This window comes from Streptomyces sp. NPDC058674 (assembly GCF_042716505.1).
In the GTDB taxonomy this organism is placed as follows: domain Bacteria; phylum Actinomycetota; class Actinomycetes; order Streptomycetales; family Streptomycetaceae; genus Streptomyces.
In genome coordinates, this window is sequence record NZ_JBHXSC010000003.1 from 58,318 (window position 1) to 76,706 (window position 18,389).

General features: G+C 71.5%; 17 protein-coding genes. 8 read left to right on the forward strand and 9 right to left on the reverse strand.

Annotation, left to right across the window (positions count from 1 at the left end; genetic code table 11):
- Nucleotides 1-5: 5 nt before the first annotated feature.
- The gene (locus ACFWU6_RS02580; protein WP_383977815.1) at nt 6-1,538 is read right to left on the reverse strand and encodes a sensor histidine kinase; all 1,533 of its coding nucleotides are present in this window, start codon (nt 1,536-1,538) and stop codon (nt 6-8) included.
- A gap of 15 nt (nt 1,539-1,553) precedes the next feature.
- Nucleotides 1,554-2,297 (reverse strand): response regulator transcription factor, encoded by a 744-nt coding sequence (locus tag ACFWU6_RS02585; protein ID WP_383807864.1) that lies wholly within the window; start codon nt 2,295-2,297, stop codon nt 1,554-1,556.
- A gap of 466 nt (nt 2,298-2,763) precedes the next feature.
- On the opposite strand from ACFWU6_RS02585, the gene ACFWU6_RS02590 reads away from it, so the two are divergent.
- The 4 genes from ACFWU6_RS02590 (at nt 2,764) to ACFWU6_RS02605 (ending at nt 6,188) form a co-directional block, all read left to right on the forward strand.
- On the forward strand, nt 2,764-3,363 hold the full coding sequence (locus ACFWU6_RS02590) for a carbonic anhydrase (protein WP_383807867.1): 600 nt from the start codon (nt 2,764-2,766) through the stop codon (nt 3,361-3,363).
- 128 nt (nt 3,364-3,491) lie between these two features.
- The gene (locus tag ACFWU6_RS02595) at nt 3,492-5,312 is read left to right on the forward strand and encodes a SulP family inorganic anion transporter (RefSeq protein ID WP_383807870.1); all 1,821 of its coding nucleotides are present in this window, start codon (nt 3,492-3,494) and stop codon (nt 5,310-5,312) included.
- A gap of 72 nt (nt 5,313-5,384) precedes the next feature.
- Nucleotides 5,385-5,654 (forward strand): hypothetical protein, encoded by a 270-nt coding sequence (locus ACFWU6_RS02600; protein WP_383977818.1) that lies wholly within the window; start codon nt 5,385-5,387, stop codon nt 5,652-5,654.
- Nucleotides 5,655-5,753: 99 nt separating this feature from the next.
- On the forward strand, nt 5,754-6,188 hold the full coding sequence (locus ACFWU6_RS02605; RefSeq protein ID WP_383977821.1) for a pyridoxamine 5'-phosphate oxidase family protein: 435 nt from the start codon (nt 5,754-5,756) through the stop codon (nt 6,186-6,188).
- A gap of 368 nt (nt 6,189-6,556) precedes the next feature.
- Here ACFWU6_RS02605 and ACFWU6_RS02610 read toward each other — a convergent pair whose 3' ends face one another.
- Entirely contained in the window at nt 6,557-7,009 is a 453-nt protein-coding gene (locus tag ACFWU6_RS02610) for a MerR family transcriptional regulator (RefSeq protein WP_383807876.1), read from the reverse strand.
- A gap of 101 nt (nt 7,010-7,110) precedes the next feature.
- Here ACFWU6_RS02610 and ACFWU6_RS02615 point away from each other — a divergent pair, with 101 nt between their 5' ends.
- The 3 genes from ACFWU6_RS02615 (at nt 7,111) to ACFWU6_RS02625 (ending at nt 10,051) form a co-directional block, all read left to right on the forward strand.
- A complete protein-coding gene (locus ACFWU6_RS02615) occupies nt 7,111-7,941 on the forward strand; it encodes an oxidoreductase (RefSeq protein WP_383977823.1) in 831 nt (276 codons plus the stop codon).
- A 690-nt stretch (nt 7,942-8,631) separates the two neighbouring features.
- Complete coding sequence (locus ACFWU6_RS02620) at nt 8,632-9,324, forward strand: hypothetical protein (RefSeq protein ID WP_383807882.1); 693 nt, start codon at nt 8,632-8,634, stop codon at nt 9,322-9,324.
- Between the two features lie 139 nt (nt 9,325-9,463).
- The gene (locus tag ACFWU6_RS02625; RefSeq protein WP_383807885.1) at nt 9,464-10,051 is read left to right on the forward strand and encodes a hypothetical protein; all 588 of its coding nucleotides are present in this window, start codon (nt 9,464-9,466) and stop codon (nt 10,049-10,051) included.
- A 101-nt stretch (nt 10,052-10,152) separates the two neighbouring features.
- Here the strand turns inward: ACFWU6_RS02625 and ACFWU6_RS02630 are convergent, their stop codons facing one another.
- The 4 genes from ACFWU6_RS02630 to ACFWU6_RS02645 all read right to left on the reverse strand — a co-directional run bounded on the left by ACFWU6_RS02630 (nt 10,153) and on the right by ACFWU6_RS02645 (nt 13,798).
- The gene (locus tag ACFWU6_RS02630) at nt 10,153-10,902 is read right to left on the reverse strand and encodes a transcriptional regulator (protein ID WP_383807888.1); all 750 of its coding nucleotides are present in this window, start codon (nt 10,900-10,902) and stop codon (nt 10,153-10,155) included.
- Nucleotides 10,899-12,083 carry a pyridoxal-phosphate dependent enzyme gene (locus ACFWU6_RS02635; protein ID WP_383977826.1) on the reverse strand — a complete coding sequence of 395 codons (1,185 nt, stop codon included), beginning with the start codon at nt 12,081-12,083 and terminating at the stop codon, nt 10,899-10,901. The genes ACFWU6_RS02630 and ACFWU6_RS02635 overlap by 4 nt, the downstream gene beginning before the upstream one ends.
- A gap of 339 nt (nt 12,084-12,422) precedes the next feature.
- Nucleotides 12,423-12,908: a hypothetical protein gene (locus ACFWU6_RS02640; protein ID WP_383977829.1), complete on the reverse strand. Its 486-nt coding sequence runs from the start codon at nt 12,906-12,908 to the stop codon at nt 12,423-12,425.
- Between the two features lie 206 nt (nt 12,909-13,114).
- Entirely contained in the window at nt 13,115-13,798 is a 684-nt protein-coding gene (locus ACFWU6_RS02645; protein WP_383977831.1) for a hypothetical protein, read from the reverse strand.
- Between the two features lie 339 nt (nt 13,799-14,137).
- Between ACFWU6_RS02645 and ACFWU6_RS02650 the strand changes: the two genes are divergently transcribed.
- Nucleotides 14,138-14,809 carry a (2Fe-2S)-binding protein gene (locus ACFWU6_RS02650; RefSeq protein ID WP_383977834.1) on the forward strand — a complete coding sequence of 224 codons (672 nt, stop codon included), beginning with the start codon at nt 14,138-14,140 and terminating at the stop codon, nt 14,807-14,809.
- A gap of 158 nt (nt 14,810-14,967) precedes the next feature.
- On the opposite strand, the gene ACFWU6_RS02655 is transcribed toward ACFWU6_RS02650, so the two are convergent.
- The gene (locus ACFWU6_RS02655) at nt 14,968-16,740 is read right to left on the reverse strand and encodes a S8 family serine peptidase (protein ID WP_383978042.1); all 1,773 of its coding nucleotides are present in this window, start codon (nt 16,738-16,740) and stop codon (nt 14,968-14,970) included.
- Nucleotides 16,741-17,010: 270 nt separating this feature from the next.
- Entirely contained in the window at nt 17,011-18,387 is a 1,377-nt protein-coding gene (locus tag ACFWU6_RS02660) for a cation:dicarboxylate symporter family transporter (RefSeq protein WP_383808050.1), read from the reverse strand.
- Nucleotides 18,388-18,389 lie beyond the last annotated feature (2 nt).

Here is an 18,389-nt window from a genome sequence, read left to right on the forward strand (position 1 = left end):
CCCGGTCACGGGCGGGCGCCGCTGTGCGGTCTGGAGCGGAGGCGGGGGAGGGGGACGGTCCTGCGGGTGGGCCACTGCCGGAGCGCGTCACCCCGGCCGGGCACCGGTCCCGGTCCGCCGGGTGACGGGACGGCGGGCAGCCGTACCACGGCGTCGATGCCGCCCCGGGCGGCCGTCTCCAGGACGACGTGGCCGCCACCCGCGGCGGCGAGCCGCTGCACCAGGGCCAGGCCGAGGCCGCTGCCGCCCTCCGTGGAGCCCGGAGCGCGCCAGAACCGGTCGAAGGCGCGTTCCCGCTGCTCGGCCGTCATCCCCGGGCCCTCGTCGATGACGTGCAACTCGACGTAAGACGACCGGTGTTCGCGGTGGCCGCGACGCGGCGGCTGGGGGCGCCGACGGTCCAGCAGCACCACGGACCCGGGCCCGGACACCCGCAGGGCGTTGGAGAGCAGATTGTCCAGGATCTGCTCCACAGCGCCCGGCACCGCGAAGGCCTGCCCGGACTGCTCCACTCCCAGCGCCAGCCGGCAGCCCCGCGCCTCGTACACGGGGCTCCAGGTCTGTACGCGCTCCGCCGCGATGCGGTCGAGGTCCACCGGCACCCGGGTGACGGCCTTCTCGTCGAGCCGTGCCATCGCCAACAGCCCCTCGACCATCCGGGCCAGCCGGTCCGTCTCGGTCATAGCCGCGGCCAGACCGCCTCTGGCGTGGACGGCCACGTCCGGCTCCAGGTTGTCCAGGCGCAGCCGCAGTGCGGCCAGCGGCGTCTTGAGCTGGTGCGAGGCCTCACCGGCGAACGCGCGCTGCGAGGCCAGCAGGTGTTCCAGGCGCGCGGCGGTCTCGTTGAACGTGACCGCGAGGCGCCGGACCTCGGGCGGGCCGGTCGACGTGGCCAGGGTCGCCCGCACCGAGAGGTCGCCCTCGGCGAGACGGGCCGTGGCCCGCTCCAGTTCCAGGACGGGCCGGCTCGTCCAGCGGGCCAGCCAGTACGCCACCCCCGCCACGGCTGTCAGCGCCACCAGGCCCGCCGCCGCCAGGGTCAGCCACACGCCGTGGACCCGCTGGTGCACCGCGTCGGTGGGGAGGGTGACGCGTACGGCGCCGTAGCGCGACGAGCCGAACGGCACCGGCGCCGCGGCGGCCAGCACCCGCGCCCCGCCGCCCACCGCAGCGGTACGGACGTCGATGGCCGCCCGCCCCCGCAGCGCCGACCGTACCTCCCGGCTCCCGGCCAGGTCCCGGGCCTGAGCGGGGGTCAGCGGCCGGGAGGAGGCGGCGGGACGGCCCGACGCGTCGAAGACGGCCACCTCGCCGCCGATCCGTTCGGCACAGTGCTCCACCCGGTCCGCCAGGGCGCCGGTCCGGCCGCCCTCCAGCGAGACCGCGGCGTACGCGGCCAGCGACTCGGCCTCGTCCTCGGCGGCCCGGGTGGCGCGTTGTTGCTCGGCCCGGCCGTAGACGATGCCCAGGGGCACCTCCAGGCACAGCAGAACCAGGAGGGCCACCGTCAGGTAGCCCAGGAGCAGACGGCGCGTCACGACGGTTCCCGTCCCTCAGCCGCGCGAGGCGGGGGCGACGAGACGGAACCCCACCCCGCGTACGGTGTGGATCCAGGCGGGATCGCCGAGTTTGCGCCGCAGCGCCGCCACATGGACATCGAGGGTCTTGGTGGGACCGTGGAAGTGCGGGTCCCACACCTGGTCGAGGATCTGCTGGCGCGAGTACACCGCGCCCGGATCCTCGGCCAACAGCGCCAACAGGTCGAACTCCTTGGGCGTCAGCGCCACCAGGACGTCGCCCACCCATGCCTGGCGGGTGCGGCGGTCCACCACCAGCGCCTCCGGTCGGCGCGGGGCGTGCGCGGCCGGCCCGGCCCCCACGTGCACGTGTCCGGGCCGCGGCGCGGCGGGTGCGGGCAGGGACGCGTGCGGCGCGGGCTGCGCCCCGGCGCGCGTACGCCGGGTCACGGCGCGGATTCGCGCGATGAGCTCCCGCATGCTGAAGGGCTTCGCCAGGTAGTCGTCGGCCCCCATCTCCAGCCCCACCACCCGGTCCGCCTCCTCGCCGCGGGCGGTCAGCATGATGATGGGCACGTGGGACACCTGCCTGATCCGGCGGCAGACGTCGATGCCGTCCATGTCCGGCAGGCCGAGGTCCAGCAGCACGATGTCCCCGAACGGCCCGGCGAGCGCCGCCCCGCCCGTCGCGACCCGGTCGACCGCCAGTCCGTAGCGGGAGAGTCCTTCGGCCAGCGGTTCGGCGATGGATTCGTCGTCCTCGATGAGCAGCACCCGCATGCGTCGTTCCCGTCCTTCCGGTTCCCACCGGGGCGCGACGCGCCGCGCGGGGCCCGGAATGCTCCAACTGCCGATTCGCTAAACACCTGTTCGAGATCCTGCACCGTACAACAGGACCGGTCGCCCCACGCCGCCGTCATCGCCCTTCGAGCGATACCTCACACCGTCCCGCGGCGAAATTCTGGGCGCCCGCTGGCCTCGCGTTAACCAACTGCTGGCCTGCTCCTTGAAGACGCCTTCCTAGGGTCGTCCGCACGGTCCCCGGGCACTCCGCACGGTCCCCGGGCACTGCGGCACACCCCGTGGCACCGCGTCGAACCGGCGCGCGCGCCGTCACCAGGCGCGCCGGGCCGTGCCGCAGGACCGCCCCCGTCATGCAGGACCGCTACCGCAGGACCGCCCGTACCGCAGGACCGCCCGTACCGCCAGTACCGCCAGCACCGCCCCGATCAGGAGGACACCACTCATGCAGGCCCTTCTCGACCACGCCCGCTCCTTCCACCGGCAGGTCGCCGACGCCGACGCCGGTGACAGCTACCGGCGCCTCGCCGACGGCCAGGACCCGCAGGCCCTCGTCATCAGCTGCTCCGACTCCCGCGTCGTACCCTCGCTGATCACCGGAGCGCGGCCCGGCGAGATCTTCGAACTCCGCAACGCGGGAAACATCGTTCCGCCGCGCTGGGCGGCCGACGCGTCCGGCGAGGTGGCCACCATCGAGTACGCCCTCACCGTGCTCGGCATCCGCGACATCGTCATCTGCGGCCACTCCCACTGCGGAGCCATGGACGCGCTCGCCTCCGGACGCGACCTCTCGCTCCTTCCCGGTGTCGAGGCGTGGCTGTCCCTGGTGCGCCCGGTCCTGACGTCCCGGACACCGGACGACCCCGACTCCCTCGAACGGCTGGTGCAGCTCAACGTGGTGCACCAGCTGGCGACACTGGGCACCTACCCCGTGGTCCGCGACCTCCTGGACGACGACCTGCTGCGGCTCCACGGCTGGTACTACCGGGTCGACACCGGCGAACTCCACGAGCTGGGCGAGGACGGCACCTTCGCGCCCCACTGACCGCCCGGAGCCCCGCTCCCGGCCCCGGCTGCCGGCCCCCGTTCCCGGCCCGGCTCCCGGCCCGGCTCCCGGTCCCGCCTCCGGCCCGCAGAAGGTCCCGCCCCCGGCCCGCAGAAGGAGTCCCCACGATGTCCTCCCCGTCCCCGCCCCGACAGCGGGCCCGGCACGCCCGTCCCGCCGGCCGCTCCGGCCCCCGCTTCACCGTCCGTCCCACGGCCGGTGACGCCGGCGCCACCAGCCCGTCCACCCCGGCTCCCGAACCCGCTCCCGCTGCCGTGCCCCCTCCCACGGCGGCCCCCGCGGCTGCCCCGGCGGGGGCTCCGGCAAGGGCTCCGGCGGCGGGAGGACTCGTCGCCGAACTGCGCGGCGCGTCCCTCGCCACGGAAGCCACCGCCTCGTTCGTGGTCTTCCTGGTCGCCCTCCCGCTGTGCATCGGTGTCGCCGTGGCATCCGGCGCGCCGCCCGAGCTGGGCATCGTCTCCGGCATAGTCGGCGGACTGGTCGTCGGTCTCCTGCGCGGCAGCGCGCTCCAGGTGAGCGGGCCGGCAGCCGGCCTGGCGGCCTTGGTCGCCGAGGCCGTGCTGGAACACGGACTGGCGATGCTCGGCGTCATCGTGCTCGCCACCGGCCTGCTCCAGATCGTCCTCGCGCTCGTGCGGCTCGGCCGGATGTTCCAGGCCATCTCGGTCGCCGTCGTCCAGGGCATGCTCGCCGGGATCGGGCTGCCGCTGATGATCGGCCAGGCGTACGCCGTGGCCGATTCCAAAGCGCCGGGCACGCCGGTGGAGAACCTGCTCGGGCTGCCCGGACTGGTCACCAGGACCGTCGGCACGCCGGACGCGCTCGCCGCCGCCGCGCTCGGGACGGTCACCGTGCTGCTCAGCTTCCTCTGGAAGAGGGTGCCGGGCCCGCTGAACCGGGTTCCCGCAGCCCTCGTCGCCGTGGTCCTCGGGATGGGCGTCGCCGCACTGCCGGGCGTCGACATCAAGACCCTCCAGGTCGGCGACCTCCCCGGCTCCGTCAACCTGCCGGGACCCGGAGAACTGGCGGGACTGGCGGACCCGGCGGTCATCGCCACCATCCTCACGTTCACCGCGATCGCGTCCGCGGAGAGCCTCTTCACCGCGGCCGCGGTGGACCGCATGCACACCGGGCCACGCACCCGCTACAACACCGAACTGCTCTCCCAGGGCATCGGCAACACCGTCTGCGGTGCCCTCGGCGCGCTGCCCATGACCGCCGTCGTCGCCCGCAGTTCCGCCAACGTCCAGGCCGGCGCACGCACGCGCCTCTCGCGCACCCTGCACGGCCTGTGGCTTCTCGCCTTCGCGCTCCTGCTGCCCGGCCTGCTCGCCCTCATCCCCATCACGGTCCTCGCGGGCGTCCTCGTGCACAGCGGATGGAAGCTGTTCGCCCCCGAGCAGTTCCGCGCGCTGTGGAAGCAGGACCGCGGCGAAGCCGCCGTCATGGCCGTCACCACGCTGGCCATCTTCGGTACGGCGCTCCTGGAAGGCGTACTGATCGGACTGGCGGCCGCCACCCTGCTGGCAGTGCTGCGCATGTCGCGGACGGCCTTCCGGCAGACGGCCGACGCGGAGACGGCGAAGCTGACCGTCACGGGCAGCGCCACCTTCGTCCGGCTCCCGCAGCTGCTGGAGGCCCTCGAAGCGCTCGCGGCCGCGGGAAAACCCCGCATGCGCCTGGACCTGACGGCCCTGACGCACCTGGACCACGCGTGCCGGACCCAGATCGACGAGTTCGTCGCCCAGCAGCGCGCGTCCGCAACCGTACGGGTCGAACTGCTCCTGCCCGACCCCGCCGGCCGGCCCCCGGCCCCAGCGGTGCAGGCGCCTCATGCGGAGGGCGGGGAGGCCGGTGCGGAGGACCGGGCGGCGGACGGTTTCGCCTGGTTCACCGACACCAGACGCTCACCTGGCCCCGACCGGTAGGGCGAAGCGGCGCGGCGCGGTGCGCAGTTGCGGTCCGCGAGGTAGCGCTTCCACCGTTCAGGGACGGCCCGATTGCTGGTCCTGTTCGACGAGCCACCACCGCGACGCGTCGACGACGCCCGGATCGGTGAACTGCTCGATCGCTGCCGCCCGTTGTCTCTCGGTGCTGACGACCGCCCCAGGGGAAGGCGCCCGCAGGCGGTTGTGTACATCGTCGACCTCAATCCGGCGGGCATCGGAACCGTTGTTGCCGTAAGCGTGAGCGGCGACGACACCTACAGCTACGGCACTGCCCTGGGGCCCCTCGCCAGCAGGCTCTTCGCCCAGTCCGAACACCGCTGAGCTTGTTCTTTATCTACCAGGGTCTTCCGGGTCTGCCAGGCTCGACGTAGGCCGAAAGTCGGGGTGTTCGGAAGATCTTGGAACAACGACCATGGAGAGATGACGCCCCCTCCCTTTGACATCGACGGCTTCCTCAGTCAGCCGCTCACCGCGCGCATCGCTACCGATGGACCGAGCGTGCGGCCTGTGTGGTTTCTGTGGGAGGAGGGCGCCTTCTGGGTTCTGACCGGGCCGTGGGCAAAGCTGTTTCACCGTGTGAGTGCGGATCCGCAGATCGCCCTTGTAGTGGACATATGTGACCTCTCTACGGGGCTTGTCCGTCAGGTCATCGCCCGTGGCCGTGCCGAACTTGTTCCCTTCGACGTCCCGCGGGGGCGCCGCAAGTTGGTCCGTTACCTGGGCGCGGATGAGTCCCGCTGGGATTCACGCTTCGTCCGCTACCTGCATGATGATCCTGATCAGCGCGGCACGATGTGGCTGCGGCTGACCCCCTCGTCCCTGACGGCTAACGACCTGAGCTACACGGCCACTTAGCACCCGCGGTGCCCGGCTTGTAACTGCAGTAGCCCTCCCTGGGGCTTTTCCCGCCGGCGCCGGCGGTTGCCTCCGAAAATCGCGGAGCCGAGCCCACTGCCCCCACCGATACCGCCGGGCGCGGTGTCGGTACGGCCGCCGAGGCTGACGGAGGTGGCGCCGCCGTCGCCGCCCTTTCCCCCGTCATTCAAGTGCCTCGCCTCACGTAAGTCTGAGAAGCCATCCGCTTACCGATCGATGAGGCTGTCGGTCGAACCTGGGTTCCGGCCGGTGTGTAGCTGGATGCCGCGGAGGCCAGTGGACTGGGCACAGGAGGTGAAGGAGCGGTAGGCGTTACGGCCGACTCCGCACAGGTCGTAGCCGGAGGATCATGTTCTCCCTGGAGGGAGGTGCTCCTGGAGAGTTCCGGCATGTGCGGTTTCTGCGTGCGACGGATTCCAGAGCCGGTCGGCCTCGCCGCGTTCGAGGTGATCTTCGTAGATCCGCACCTTGTGGCGCATCACATTCAAGGTCTCGTGCAGTTCCTGGATCTGGGCCTCCACGTGGGTCTCGTGCCGGCGCAGCAGCTCAAGTCGCTCGTGTTCGTTGCCCGGGCCTTGGCGGGCCAGCTCGATGTACTGCCGGATCGTCGCCAGTGACATGCCGGAGGAGCGCAGTTTCGTGCAGATCGCCAGCCACTCCAGATCTTCCTCGTGATAGATCCGACGGCCGTTGGACAGGCGGCGCACCGGGTTGGCGAACAGGCCCTCCCGCTCGTAGAACCGCAGTGCGTGAACGCTGAGCCCGCTGCGTTTCGCTACTTCACCGATGCTCAGGTGCATGACCGCTCCGTAATGCAGTTCTTGATCTAGACCCGACTCTAGCTTCTAGTGTCGAGCCGTCAGCAAGTCGGCCGGTCAGGCGATCGGAACAAGGGGAGAGCATGAGCGTTTGGTTTGTCACCGGTGCATCGCGTGGGCTCGGCGCGGAGATCACCCGCGAGGCGCAGGAGCGCGGGCACAGCGTGATCGCGACAGCACGGGACGCGGAGGCGGTGCGTATGGCGTACCCGGGGAAGACGGACGGCTTGCTGGCGATCAGCGCGGACGTGACCAACCCCGAGCAGTTGACGGCCGCTGTGGAGGCGGGCCTGGCGGAGTTCGGGCGGATCGACGTCGTGGTCAACAACGCCGGCTACGGCCTCGTGGGCGCGATCGAGGAAACGTCCGACAGATCCGCCCGCGCTCTCTTCGACGTCAATGTGTTCGGCGTGCTCAACACATTGCGGGCAACCCTGCCGACGTTGCGCGCCCAGCGATCCGGACATGTCCTGAACATCGGCTCCGTGGGCGGCTTCGCCACGGCGCCGGCGGCGGGCTTGTACGGGGCGTCGAAGTTCGCCCTCGAGGGCATCTCCGAGGCGCTGCACGGCGAACTGGCCCCGCTGGGCGTACGTGTCACGATCGTGGAGCCGGGCGGTTTCCGCACGGACTTCCTCAACCGTTCGGCGAGCATGCAGGTCGAACCGGCCTCCATCGAGGACTACGTCGTCGGCGCGGGGCCGGTGCGCGAGGCACTGGCCAACTACGACGGCCGTCAGCCAGGAGACCCGGTGAAGGCAGCGAAAGCCATCGTCGACATCACCGAGGTCACCGATCCGCCGCTGCGACTGCAGTTGGGCGCGGATGCGATCGAGCGTGTCGAGGCGAAGCTGGACCGGGTGCGACGTGAACTTGACGAATGGCGCCACGTGGCACTCTCTACCGGCATCTGAACCGTTCCGGGTTCGGTGGGGACTCGACGCGGAGCGGGCGGGCCGGCGTCACGTGCCGCACGTGGACAAGGAAGGACGTCGAACCAGCCGGGCAATGCGCACCTGCATCGCGAAGAGTTCATGCGCTCCGCGTGTCCCGGCGCCGTAGCCCACCACAGCCGCGTCTTCCCCGAGCATGCCCAAGAGAGGCCGCAGGTCCTCCGACGGCGCCAGGGGGGCAACGGTCGTCAAGGAGCACGCCGTGCTCTTGATCCAGTTCCGAACCGCCGCATGTCGTTGTGCTGAGAGTGTCATGAGGACACTCTCATGGCTCAAGTCCGGTGGAGGTCAAGCGCCGCCGTCGGCGCGCTCCTTCCCTGCGGGACGGACCCGGCGCAGGACGGGCCGGCCCACCCCCAACTCCCGCTGGTCGAGCGCCGACCTCGCGCGGAAGGCCGTCAACCGGCTCGTCGCCGAGAAGGGGGCCGAAGTCAGGAAGTGGGTCGCGGATGTCGGCAAGGCCAATGGGAAGCAGCAGCTGACCCTCACCGGGACATGCGGCACCGGATCACTCGGCGGCAGCATGGACCACCTGGGCAACTACAGTCCCACGACAAGCAACAGACGCAAAGTGATCCTCGCTGCCAAGCGTGGCCACAAACCCGGCGGTTCTACGTCCACACCGCCTACCCGCTGTAGAAGAATCCCCACATGCACAACCCCGTCACGGAGCAGGACAATCTCACCTTCGACTTCGGAGCGACCGACCTGGGCACATCCTTCCACCGCGACTGGTCCAACTGTGCCGACACTGCGCTGGACCACATCGCGCAGCGGTACGGCGCGGAGGGCGACCCGACCCCTGTGATCCTGCTCATCGAGGACCTCCTGAGGCTGGAGGATTCCGGCCTCAGCGGCGAGGAGATCAGCCTGCTGTGGTACGCCACGGACATATCGCTCGGCGCTCCGGGAATCCCGGGCAAGGAGCGGGAGTGGGTGCAGGAGGTGCTGTCCTGCGTCGTCCCCATCGCGCGGTCCCGGGGCGCCTCGGCAGCCTCCTGCTCGACGTACCCCGCGTGCGTGCCGGACGGAACGAGTGCGGCGGCAGCCGAGCACCGGCGGATGACGGCGGACGTCGTGGGACTGGTCGGGATGCTCGACCAGCGGCAGTCCTGGAGTTACACACCGCTGGCGCCCACCCGCCGGGCGCTCGTACGCTGCGCGGAGACGGTCTGTTCGGAACTGGCCTTCCGCTTCCTGCTCTGCGCCACCGGCCCGTTCTGCTCGCGCCTGTCTCCGGCGACGTATGAGCGCCTGGAACGCGTCAGTGCGGCGTTCGGGCACGGGCCGTACGTGGTCAGTGCGGTCCGTTACCTGGTGGACGAGCCGCGCGACCGCCCGTGACCCGGGCGCACCTCTGACGCCGCGGCGGCCGGCCCGCGAGGGCGGGCCAGGGCCGGCCGCCGCGCCCTGCCGGCGCTGCTCCGGCGCGGTGTCGAAGGGTGCCTACGGCGAGTCGCGGGGCGGAAGATAGCGTGCGGGCATGGCGATGGCGGCGAAGCGGCGGGTTCTGTACCGGCAGGGCAGCGGGTTCTGGCGGATGACGGCGAAGTGGGTCCTGGTCTTCGGGACCCTGTACCTGCTGGACGGCGGGCTGCTCCGGTCGTGGGGCGACGCTGTGGTCTGGCCGATGATCGGAATCCTGCTGTGGGTGCCGTTCGGGATCGGCGTCGCCTGGTACCCGAAGAAGGACCAGCGCGTCGAGCTGACGACGCGTGAACTGCGGCTGCGGCGCAAGCGACTGCCGATGGAGAAGGTGAACCTGCTGCACGTGGCGCGGCTGTGGCTGGAGGGGCGGTCAACTGCGGACGACCAGCCGGTGCTGGAATGGACACGGTGCGACCGGGTGGTGTGGGTGCCGCTGCGGGACGGCCGGGCGTTCGGCGTGGAGTTCCGCGATCCGGCCGCGTTCGCCAAGGTTTTCGGCGCCTTCGCGGTCGAGGCGTGCGGTGGGCCCCGCATCGTCCGCGCGAGGGCCGCAGCGGAGACCTACCCGGATCCGCTCCCGATGCGGGCCCGCCCCGCCGCCGACGCAGGTTCCTGGGCGGACCTCATGGACATCTTCCACTGACAGCCGCACACACCGGCAAGGAGCAGCGGTCCTTCAGCGACGCGGGCAACCGCACGGGGCCGACGGTCTCGACCAGCTCCACCAGGAGGCTTTGAGGACGTTCACCGGGACGGCTGCTTCGTGTAGTTGTAGACGGTCGCCCGGGAGACGCCGAGCTGGTCGGCGATGAGCTGTGCGGAGCTGCGGGTCTCGAAGAAACCCTCGCGATGCAGGTGCCGCACCAGCTCACGCTTCTGGTCACGGGTGAGGCCACGCGGGGTGCTGGAGCGCTGCGCCGCGAAGGAGTCGATGGCCGAGCGCAGTTCGCGTCCGGTGCGGTCGCGCAGTGTCTCCAAGGCCCCACCGCGGTGTTCGGCATCCGTGGCGACGAGGTTGGCGAGGGTCAGGGCCAGCGGGGACAGCGTGCTGACGTCCAGGTTCAGGCACAGGGCCGCTACGTAACGCCCCTCGGCGTTCTTGATGCCGATCGAGGTGCTCTTGGCCGGGCGTCCGTCGGGGAACTGGTTGCTGTAGTTCTGGATGACGCTGGGGTAGTCGGGGTCCGCGATGCGGCGCAGGCCCAGTTCGGTGGCGGGATCGCCGAGCTGCCGTCCGGACAGGTTGTTCTCGATGGCGCGGATGGCGCAGTCGGGTCGGCGCAGATCGTGCAGGACGACCTCGCACAGACCCGGGAACATGCGCCCGACGGCGACAGCAATGCGCTCCGCTTCCCGTACGAGGTGCTCGTCCTCCGGTAGGAAGCGCCCGTCTTCCGGTACGGCGGGCTGGTCGGCGCGTTCGTCATCCGACCGGGCGCGTTCGTCCGCCGGGTGGGCACGTTCGTCGGCCGGGCGGCCGGTGGGGCGGGTCATCGAGCGCTGCCCGATGCCTGAGTGCCGTCGCCGTGCCCGGCGAACACCACGGCCATGGACTCGGCGGACTTCAGCCCCGCACCGGTGAGTACGACCACGGTCGTCTCATCCGGAGCGATCTCTCCGGTCGCGATGAAGTGATCGAGGGTCGCCGCGGCGACGCTGCTGGTGGGCTCCGCGTACAAGCCTCGCGCGCTCAGTGCGCGGACCGCTGCGTGGATCTCCGCTTCGGGGACGGCGTAGGCGGCGCCGGAGGAACGCCGGAGGGCCTCCACCGCCTCGGGCAGCCGGACCGGGTGGGCGATGGACGCACCCTCGGCGATCGTCGGCACCCGCTCGCCCCGGCCGGCCGGGTCGACGCCGTTGAACGTGTCGGCGATGGTCGCCCAGTGCTCGGGCTGCCCGACGAACAGGCGGGGGCGCCGGTCGATCTGACCGGCGCCGAGCAGCTCGCCGAACGCGAGGTCGCACCCGATGATGTTGCTGCCGGCCCCGGCCACGAGGACGACGTTGTCGGGCGCGGTGAAACCGAGGGACTCCCACATCTCGTAGGCGATGGTCTTGGTGCCCTGGATGAACATGGGGTGCCAGTTGTGGCTGGCGTAGGGGATCTGCTCCGACTGCCGGATCGCCTCGTCCGCGACCTCGTCGCGGGTGCCGCCCACGAGCTCGATCTCGGCTCCGTAGGCGCGGGCCTGGAGGATCTTCGCCGCGGAGGTGGCGGTGGGAACGATGATCTTGGCGCGGATCCCGGCAGCGGCGGCGTAGGCGGCCACCGCGGAACCGCCGTTGCCCGAACTGTCCTCCAGTACGCGGTCGGCGCCGTGCGCCGCGAGATGGGACATCATCACCGATACGCCACGGTCCTTGAAGCTGGAGGTCGGGTTGAACCACTCCAGCTTGAAGTGGACACGTCGGCCACCCCAGTCGACCGGGACCATCGGCGTACACCCTTCGCCCAGGCTGACCCGGCGCGCTGCAGAAACGGGCAGGGCCGCGTGGTACCGCCACAGGGACCGTTCGGCGGTGTCGATCTGCTCGGGGCGCAGACCCGGCAGTGCACTGACGGCGAGGGGGCTGCCGTCCTCGCCCCGCCAGCGGGGGTCGTCCAGGGAGTAGCGCCTTCCGGACCGGTCGTAGAGGCCGGGGGCGGGGACGGCTGAGTGCTGTTCGGCATTCATGGGCGGGTCCGGATTCTGCTCGCTCGACGTGCTGCCGCCGGGTCTTGCGGCCCGGCGCGCACCCTGCCCTCCCGATGTTAGACGTGCTATCCAGATTTCAAAAGGAAGTCTAACTATTGCCCGTAGCCCGACGGCTGCACCATATCGGCGCACCTGAACACCGTCCTGCCGCAGCTGGGCCGCATGACCGCCGTCGTCCACCGGCAGTCGTGGCGAACGCGGCCGCCCGGACCAGGGCGGAGGGCGCCGACGGGCGGCAGTCTCCTCCGGGGGCCGCGCCGGCGGGGCGAGCGTGCCTCGGCACTGCGGGAGGTGTGCGCCGGATGGTGACTCTGACATTCACAGGTCCACGCTGGTGGTACGCCGCCCGCGGCTGCTGCGCGTGGCGAAGACGGTGGCGATGGTCCAGGCCGTCGCCCATACGGCGCCGACGAGCAATGCCGCGAGCGCGGTGGGCATGTGGGGAGGCCTGGCGCCCAGGCTCGGCGCGAGGCCCGCCGCGCGGGCGCCGAAGCCGAGGACGCCGGCTCCCACCATTGCGATGCCCGCCCAGGAGACGACGAGCGCCGGCCATCGGACGAGCCGGGTCCGCGGCAGGCGTACGAGGAGCAGGGCAACGACGGCCATCAGCAGGCCGAGGGCGGCGTTGGCGAGTTGGGCGGTCTCGACGTCGGTGACGGCGGCGTAGGCCTCAACCGGCGCGGGGAAGCCCGGCATGCCCAGCTCGCCCTCGCTCGCCAGGTCCACTTTGCTGACGGTGTAGGCGAGGGCGCCGAGGCAGGCGGTGGAGGCTGCGGCCAGGTGTTTCCGGTGCGATCGGGGCATGGATTCATCCTGCAGCGAGCAACGGCCGGGCCACCTCCACCGCTGGTACCGACCCCCTCCCCCGTCCGGGGGAGGGAGCCTGACTGTCACCTCGCGCACCCCGGGGGCCACGCGACGTGTGGCCTCGCAGCGGGCCCCTTGCGGGCCGGCCACCGACCCACTACTTCAACGTCCGTCTGTGGCTGCGGACCAAGACCCGGCACGGGTCACTCGGCCGGTTGCTCTATGAGGTACTCGACCGCGTCGACCACGTGCGGGCCGTGCCCGAACGCTGTACTCACGTGCTCCAGGCGGCCGTACGTTTCGGGCGACAGACGAGACCAGAACTGGTTGGCGGTATGGAGCAGGAAGCGGAAGGCAAGCTCCGAGCACACCGTTTCAGCGCACCGAACCAGAGCCCGGCGGGTCCGAGCCAGGGGGTAGTGCCCCTCGGCCCGCTGGTCGAGCAGGCCGATCAAGTCCACCACCTCTGCCGTCAGTCGCCGGTGCTCGGTCGCCGCCGCACTCGTGCCGTCCGGTGCACACCGGGGATGGCTCATCGGTAACGCCGTGGCACCACGCGCCCGCGCGACTGGAAGGACCACGGTCAGCAGCCGGTCCAGCCATGCGCGCTCGGCCCCCCGGATCTCCGGAGACCCACCGAGCGGCGGATCCGTGGCCCGCCACAGCAGGTTGAGCTCATCACCGTCCAGGCCGGAGTCCCGCAGCCGCAGCACGTCCTCTACAAGCAGAGAGAGGCGGCCGGAGGCCGGTGCCGGGCCCAGGTAGGTGCGGATGTGCTCCAGCTCGTTGCCGGCGCCAAGCATCCAGTCCCCGTGGAAGGAGGCTCCGAGCGCGGTCACGCCGAAGTCGAAGGCGATCCACTCGTGTTGCGCTGCGGGGTCGTGCATGATGCAGCTCCTTACACGGGATAGGCGGTCTCGACGAAGAAGCCACCGGGCTTGTGACCCTGCTTGATGACCAGAACCACATTGAACCGGTTGCTCGTACTCGGCTTGTGGTTGCCGAGGTGATCCATGCTGCCACCAAGCGATCCGGTGCCGTACAGGCCGGTGAGCGGCAGCTTCGGCGGCGTCCGCCGGCCCCGCGGGCCGATGTGGTCCCCGCGCCGGGTGCCAGGCGCGGGCCCCCGCGCGGGGCCGTGCCCGCGGCCTGAGACCATCGGGACGCAGACGCGCGGGCGGGCGGCCGCCCGGTGCGTGCCCGACCCATCGAGGGGGAGCCCGGCCTTGGACGACGACGTACTGCGGCGATTGGCCGCCGTCGGCCCCTTCTTCACCGTGCCGTACGGGAAGGAGCCGCCCGGTCCCGGATTCCGGCCGCTCGGCGAGCTGTACGGGGAGCCGCTCGGGCCGTACGTCGCGGAGGTGGGCCGCCGGATCGGCACCGGACCGGGCCGGGTGGCCGCCTCGACCGCGCAGTTCGGGATCGCCTCGCGGCTGTGGTCGCTCGGGCTCGGCTGCCTCGCACTGGCCGGTCGGGTGCCCGACCTGGCCCCCGACCGCGTGTGGTGGCGGCTGCCCGGCGCCGGCTCGCTGGAGCTGTGGCTCCCCGAGCCGGCGTACCTGCCGGCCGGAGCGCTGGGAGAGACCGTCCTGGGGAACCTGGCACCGCTGGGCGCGGGACTGCGCGAACGGTTCGCCGTCTCGCCGAAGGTCCTGCGGGGCAATGCGGCGGCGGGCCTCGTCGGGGCGCTGCGGGTGCTGACCGACCGGGTCGAGGGCGATGCGGCGGTGACGGCGGCCGCCGCCCTGCTGGGCGACGGCGGCGCCCTGGAGGGGACGGGAACCCTCCTCCACGAACCGGGGCTCGGTGTCGCCTTCGTACGGCGCAGCTGCTGCCTCTACTACAGGGGGCCCGGCGGCGGCTTCTGCGGGGACTGCGTCCTGCGGACCCGGTAGGGCCGGCCCCGGCCGGCCCGGCACGGACGCGATCCGGTGCGCCCGCCGCGCCCCTTCGCGCCCGCCGGCCCGTTCGCGCCCGCCGCGCACGGACCCCGAACGGGCGCGGGCCACCGGGGCGCGACCGCGCCCCGGTGGCCCGCCGGGCCGTGCACGTACTAGAAGGTGAGGTTCCAGGAGTCGATCTTGCCGGTGTCGCCGCCGGCGTTGTCGTTGACCCGGAGCTTCCAGGTGCCGTTCGCGGCCTCGGAGGAGGCGTTGACGGTGTAGGTCTGGTTGATGTTGTCGGTGGCGCCGCCCGCGCGGTTGTGGACGGTGTAGAGGGTGCCGTCGGGGGCGACGAGGTCGACCTTGAGGTCGCCGATGTAGGTGTGCGCGATGGTCACGCCCACCTTGAGGGCGGCCGGGGCGTTGCCGGTCACACCGCTGACGGTGATCGGGCTCTCCACGGTGGTGTTGTCACCGATCGCGAAGTCGCCCTGGTTCTCGAAGTACTTGCCCGGGGGCGGGGTGGCGCCGACGGCCTTGAGGGCGTCGACCTGACCCTCCCCGAAGAAGCCGTTCTTGGCGGTGGTGCCGGTGCAGCGGCTGTCCGAGGGGCAGGCGACGTCGTTGGCCTGTGTGGCCAGCTTGTCGCGGAGCTGCGCCGGGGTGATGCCCGGGTTGGTGCTCACCAGCAGCGCGGCCACGCCCGCGACGTGCGGGGAGGCCATGGAGGTGCCGCTCATGCTGCCGTACTTGCCGCCCGGCAGGGTGCTGTAGATGCCGGTGGCGTCGCCGCCGGGCGCCGTGACGTCGACGACGTTGAGCCCGAAGTTGGAGTACGACGCCTTGGCGGTGGTGCCCATCGCCGAGACCGTGACCACGCCCGGGAGCTCGGTCGGGATGTCCAGGCAGGCGTTGGTGATCGTGCGGGTGACCGGGGTCGAGTCGTTCGGGCTCGCCGTGTCGGTCCTCTTGTTCGCCAGGTCCATGTTGGAGTTGCCGGCGGCCGCCACCTGGAGGGAGCCCTTGCCCTCGGCGTACGCCTGGGCGCGCCGGACGCCCTCGATGATGGCGGCCTGGTCGGCGTTGTCCGGGCAGTTGAACTGCCACGGGTCCGTGTAGTAGCTGTTGTTGGTGACCTTGAACCCGTGGTCGCCGGCCCACATGAACCCGCAGATGGTGTTCTCGGCGAAGAACATCGAGGTGGCGGGCTCGGCGATGCGGACCGAGGAGATCTTCACGCCCGGGGCGACACCGATGACGCCCTTGCCGTTCTTGGCCGCCGCGACCGTACCGGCCACGTGTGTGCCGTGGGTGCCGACGTCGCGCCAGGCGCCGGCGCGGGTGTCCGGCTTGCCGTACGCGCAGGACGCGGAGTCGGCCGCGTTGAAGTTCGGGGCCAGGTCCTGGTGCTGGTCGTCCACACCGGTGTCCAGGATGCCGACCTTGACGGAGGCGGACCCGGTGGTGACGGCCCAGGCCTGGTCGGCCTTGATCTGGGTCATGTCGGCACGCACCGGCTCGCCCGAACCGGTCGCGGACTGCGCCGGGTTGGCGGGCAGCGCCGGGTTGTAGGCGTCCGCCGGAACGTCCGAGGTGCGGGTGGCGCCCACCTGCTGGACCCCGCTCACCCCGCGCATCGTGGCGGCGAAGCCGCCGGAGGCGGAGTGGGCGACGATCACGCCCACGGCGTCGTAGTACTGGAAGACCGTGCCGCCGTTGGCGGCCACCGCGGAGCGGACGGCCGAGGTGTCACCGGGGGCGGTGAGCACGAGGTAGGCGCGGGTGCCGGCAACCCAGGTCGCACTCTGGGAAGCCGGCGCCGCGGCGGGGGCCGTCTGGACGCCGGACGGGGCGGCCTGGCCGGACGGGAAGACGGGGGCGGTGCCGGCGAGCGCGGCGGGTGCCCCGAAAGCCAGGGCGGCGCCGAGCGCGGCCGCCAGCACCAGGGTGCGTCGAGGTCGGCTGGATATGTGGGGTATCAATGCGTCCTCCGATGACCCGGTGGCGCGCGGATGGCGCTTACCGGGCCGTACGAAACGAGTGGTGGACGCAAGATGTCAGACGCGTGCCCCGATATGGAAGTACCTTTTACAGCACGCCCGTTCCCCTGTGGATGGCTGAAAATCGCTCTTGCCTGAGCGGTGTCGGGTCCGGTCGGGCTGGGCACCGTGGGGGCGAGCCCTGCCCGGCCGGACCCCTGCCGGCCTCCCCGGTCAGGCCGGTACGCCGTCTTTGTCGGCATCCGGCTGGACCGGCACGGCGGCCGGAGTCCTCGCGGGTGCGGCGGCCTCGTCGCCGTGGCCGTCGTCGACCAGCGTGGTCTCGTCGAACGGCAGCCGTCCCGCGAGGACCTCGGCTGCGCGCGCGTGGTCGAACTCCTTGGTCCACGTGCCGATGAGGACCGTCGCGACCGCGTTGCCCGCGAAGTTCGTCAGGGCCCGCGCCTCGCTCATGAACCGGTCGATGCCCACGATCAGGCCGACCCCGTCGACCAGTTCGGGCCGGTGCGACTGGAGGCCGCCGGCGAGGGTGGCGAGTCCGGCGCCGGTGACCCCGGCGGCCCCCTTCGACGCGATGATCATGAACAGCAGCAGGGAGATCTGCTCGCCGAGTGCGAGCGGCTTGCCCATCGCCTCCGCGACGAAGAGCGAGGACATCGTGAGGTAGATCGCGGTGCCGTCCAGGTTGAAGGAGTATCCGGTCGGCACCGTGATCCCGGTGACCGGGCGCGAAACCCCCAGGTGCTCCATCTTCGCGATCAGCCGGGGCAGCGCGGACTCCGAGGAGGAGGTGGACAGGATGAGCAGGAACTCCCGGCCCAGGTAGCGCAGCAGGGCGAACACGCTGACCCCCGTGCACACCCGCAGCAGTGTGCCCAGGACCACGAACACGAAGAGCAGACACGTCGTGTAGAAGCCGATCATGATGACGGCCAGGGACTTCAGCGCGTCGATGCCGGTCGCCCCGACCACCGCCGCGATGGCCCCGAATGCGCCCACCGGCGCCACCCACATGATCATCGCCAGAATCCGGAACACCAGCTTCTGCAGGTGTCCGATCCCGCGCAGCACCGGCTCGCCCGCGGCCCCCATCGCCTGGAGCGCGAAGCCGCACAACAGCGCCACCAGCAGTGTCTGGAGCACCTCGCCGCCGGTGAAGGCGGACACCAGCGTGGTCGGGATGACCCCGAGCAGGAACTCCGAGGTGCTCTCGGCGCCGCCCGCCTTCGCCTGCGCCTCGCCCGCGCTGCGCGCCGCCTCGGTGAGGTGCAGGCCGCTGCCCGGCTCCAGCAGGTTCCCGACCACCAGCCCGATGGCCAGCGCGACCGTGGACATCACCATGAAGTAGCCGAGGGCGAGCCCGCCCACCGCGCCCACCTTGGCGGCCTTGCGGACCGAGCCGATGCCCAGCACGATGGTGCAGAAGATCACGGGCGAGATCATCATCTTGATCAGGTTCACGAAGCCGGTGCCCAGCGGCTTGAGCTCCACGGCAACGCCCGGTGCGGCGAAGCCGACGGCGATGCCGAGGAGCACCGCGGCGATCACCGCGATGTAGAGAAAGTGCGTTCTGTCGCGCCTGGCGGCCACGA